Origin of the sequence: Mycobacterium sp., from assembly GCF_032162605.1 — a bacterium.
Lineage (GTDB): Bacteria > Actinomycetota > Actinomycetes > Mycobacteriales > Mycobacteriaceae > Mycobacterium.
Window position 1 is genome coordinate 1 of sequence record NZ_JAVROT010000010.1, and the last position, 3,164, is coordinate 3,164.

Genomic DNA, 3,164 nt, shown 5'->3' on the forward strand with positions numbered 1-3,164 from the left:
ACTTCGTCGTCGGACGCTGAACAAAGGCCCCGCCGGCCCGGCCCGCCCGGACTCGAACCAAGTTCTGAACCTCCAAGATGCGCAATGCCTCCCGCACCGTGGCCCGGCTCATCTGCGTCTGCTTGACGAGCTCGCGCTCCGCCGGCAGCGCCGTGCCCTCTTTCAGTTCTCCCGACAGGATCCGCTCGCGCAGTTCCCGAGCCAACACGTCCGACGCCTTCGGCACTTCCACCGGGGTCAGCAAGACAGTCGACCGTGTCGGAGCCTTCGTCGACTCGGTTTGTCCCATTGCCGCACCTCCGGAATGCAATTGGCCTAAAGGTAAGACCCAATGTACCGGTCAGCATATTGCCCGTCGCGTCAGACGCCACCAGCCGTGTCGTGTCGCGTGCGTCGGCACCGACGATCGACGTCTGACCTGCAGACTCGCCGACGCGACGCTTCAGAAGACCATTCGTGCGATGACCTCGGCGACCGCGGCGGGCTTATCCGAGCCGTCGAGCTCAACCGTCTGTCGCACGGTCAGGTCGACCGTGGTGTCGTTGACCCTTCTGGCGTCCACGAGATCCGATCGCACCCGGACCCGGCTTCCCGCCGGCACCGGCGCGAGGAACCGGACCTTGTTGAGCCCGTAGTTGATGCCCATCTTGGCATTGTCGACGCGGTAGTTGTCCTTGCACAACGCCGGAATAAGAGACAGCGTCAGGAAACCGTGGGCAATGGTTGTGCCGTAAGGACTTTCGGCTCCTGCCCGCGGGACGTCGACGTGGATCCACTGACGGTCCCCCGTCGTGTCGGCGAAGGCGTCAATACGGTCCTGGTCGACAGCGGTCCATCGGGATACACCGAGTTCCTGACCGACGGCGTCAACGGCCTCGGCGATGGATGCGATGACGCGCACCGCTCACCTCTCTCATAGAATTCGAGCCACACCGACTGGGCGCGACTCATCACCTTGGTGATGAGGTTGGCCAGGGTGGAACCGGACATGACGAGTAACAAGCCGATAACAACCAGTTCCGTCTTGTTCAGCACGAAACCCGCTACCGCCGTGGATAATCCGGCGTAGGTGTTGAGTAGCCAGATGAGCATTGACGCGAGCGATGGCCTGCCCTCGTCGGTCACCGATCCGCGCTGTTCCCCGTTGAACATCGCCACACATCTCGCTCAGTTGCCCCGATACTCAGCGAATTCGGGGACGCGCTTTTCGTTGAACGCGCTGACACCCTCTTTCGCTTCAGGCGTCTCGCCGAAGAGCTTCAGGCTCGAGTACGCCATCTGACCGACCGACGCGAACTGTTCGGTGTCGGTGTTGAACGATTGCTTCAAGATCTTTAATGCCGTTGGCGAGAGCATCAAGATTTCATCCGCCCATGCCCGCACCTCCGACTTGAGCTCGTCGGCAGGCACCACCTTGTTGACCAGTCCCCACTTTTCCGCCTGCTCCGCCGAGTACCTGCGGCACAAGAACCAGATCTCACGGGCACGCTTCTCGCCGACTACGCGCGCCAGATAGCCGGTTCCGAAGCCCGCGTCGAACGAACCGACCCGAGGACCGTTCTGTCCGAACACCGCGGTGTCGGCCGCGATCGTCAGGTCGCACAGCACGTGTAAGACATGGCCTCCGCCGATCGCGAACCCGTTCACCGCGGCGATCACCGGCTTGGGCACGTCGCGGATCACCCGATGCAATGTGTCCACCTCGAACAGGCCAGTTTCCGAAGGGCCATAATCACCGGTCTCGGCGCGCTGCTTCTGATCGCCCCCGGTGCAGAACGCCTTCTCGCCGGCGCCGGTCAAACAGATGACGCCGACCTCTGGGCTCCCCCACGCCAGCTTGAAAGCCCGGATCAATTCGTCGAGCGTGCGCGCGCGAAACGCGTTGTACCGCTCGGGCCTGTTGATGGTGATCCAGGCCAGGCCGTTGTCGACCTCGTAGGTTATGTCGGTGAACTCGGTCATCGGTTGCCTCTCTTCGTTGAAAGCCACGGTCACTGTCCGCCTGCACGTTATGGTCTAACCATATTACCAAACGGGTCGGTCGGCGCAAAGCGGCGATTGTCGGCTGACTCATACAGGCACGAAGTCCCGACCCATCCGCGCCAGCTCACCGATCGAGCGCTGGAGGTCGTCGAGCTCAGCGACGAGGGCCGACCGACGATCCGCAATGTCGTCTGCGTCGCCCTCGGGGGCGAGCAGACCACGGTGCCGCGCCAATTTCACAGCGGTGCTGAACATCTCCCCCGACACCGACTCCTCCGTGATGCGGTGCTGGAGCGACCATTGCCGGCCAAGGCGGAGGCACCTCGTGAGCAACTGCTGTTCGTCGACGTCGCGGCGCGGTCCGAGGTTGACGAGTTCCTCGGCCACCACTCGGTACGCGTCGACGAATGGCCGGAGCACCAAATGCGCCACCAGCAGCTCACTCTCATTGAGACTCCGGGCGGCCTCCTCGGTATCGAGCGGTGCGCTCCGGTCGATACCGCGTCCGTTCATGATCGCAAACTCGTGCCACAACTCGTCGGCGAACTCGTCGCGGCCGGCGAAGAAGAAGTCGAACTTCAACAGTTCTCGCACGGCGAGTGCCTTCTCCCACCCAGTGCGCTTGGTTGCTCCCGGCGTCTGCACGATCGCCAGCAAGGCAAGTTCGGCGATCGCACGCATGAACAGAACGTGGATCGCACTGTTGCGGTAGACCGCAACGATCAGATGCTGGTCGTCGCCAATCCCCCACACCGTCTCCGGCCCCTCGGCATAGCTCGTCAACACACCGGATCCGACCAAGTCGTGCAGCGTCTGCGAAACCGTGGCACGGTCGGTGAGGTCGGCACCCCCTGCAACGGGCCAGCCCCTGGCGGCAAGGTACCGCGCGACGGGCGCGAGGGTGGCGCACACTTCGTCGAGCGTCAGGGCTCGGTCGGCGCCGAGCATCGCCACGCTCACGGCGGCCGTCGCAGACACCGGCGTGGCCTGGTTGAGGCGGTGGCAGATGTCCAGTGCGACACGCTCGACCACCTGCCGGTCGGTCAAGCCCTCGGCGCGCAGCGCGGTCATTCGCTCGTACAGCGGCACCGGCGCCCCGAAGTTGATGTAGATGCGTCCCAGGCGATGCCGCAGGCCCCGTGCGTAACTGAAGAGCCAGCGCGCGTTCTCGGGCGTCTTGG

At 63.8% G+C, this 3,164-nt stretch carries 4 protein-coding genes and 1 pseudogene; all 5 read right to left on the reverse strand.

Annotated features, from left to right (window positions below):
• Positions 1–289: FadR/GntR family transcriptional regulator (locus tag QOI01_RS00325; protein ID WP_526377508.1), on the reverse strand; the 289-nt coding region annotated here is incomplete at its 3' end.
• Between the two features lie 153 nt (positions 290–442).
• A complete protein-coding gene (locus tag QOI01_RS00330; protein ID WP_526377510.1) occupies positions 443–901 on the reverse strand; it encodes a MaoC family dehydratase in 459 nt (152 codons plus the stop codon).
• A gap of 50 nt (positions 902–951) precedes the next feature.
• Positions 952–1,152 (reverse strand): annotated as a pseudogene (locus QOI01_RS00335) (hypothetical protein); the annotation flags it as partial.
• A 15-nt stretch (positions 1,153–1,167) separates the two neighbouring features.
• Positions 1,168–1,962, reverse strand: a complete 795-nt coding sequence (locus tag QOI01_RS00340) for an enoyl-CoA hydratase-related protein (protein WP_526377512.1) — start codon at positions 1,960–1,962, stop codon at positions 1,168–1,170.
• A 108-nt stretch (positions 1,963–2,070) separates the two neighbouring features.
• The coding region (locus QOI01_RS00345; protein WP_526377514.1) for a lysophospholipid acyltransferase family protein at positions 2,071–3,164 on the reverse strand (1,094 nt) is incomplete at its 5' end.

Bases quoted from the DNA above. Each gene is read 5' to 3' on its own strand.
- QOI01_RS00340 (WP_526377512.1), bottom strand. From the start codon at position 1,962: ATGACCGAGTTCACCGACATAACCTACGAGGTCGACAACGGCCTGGCC.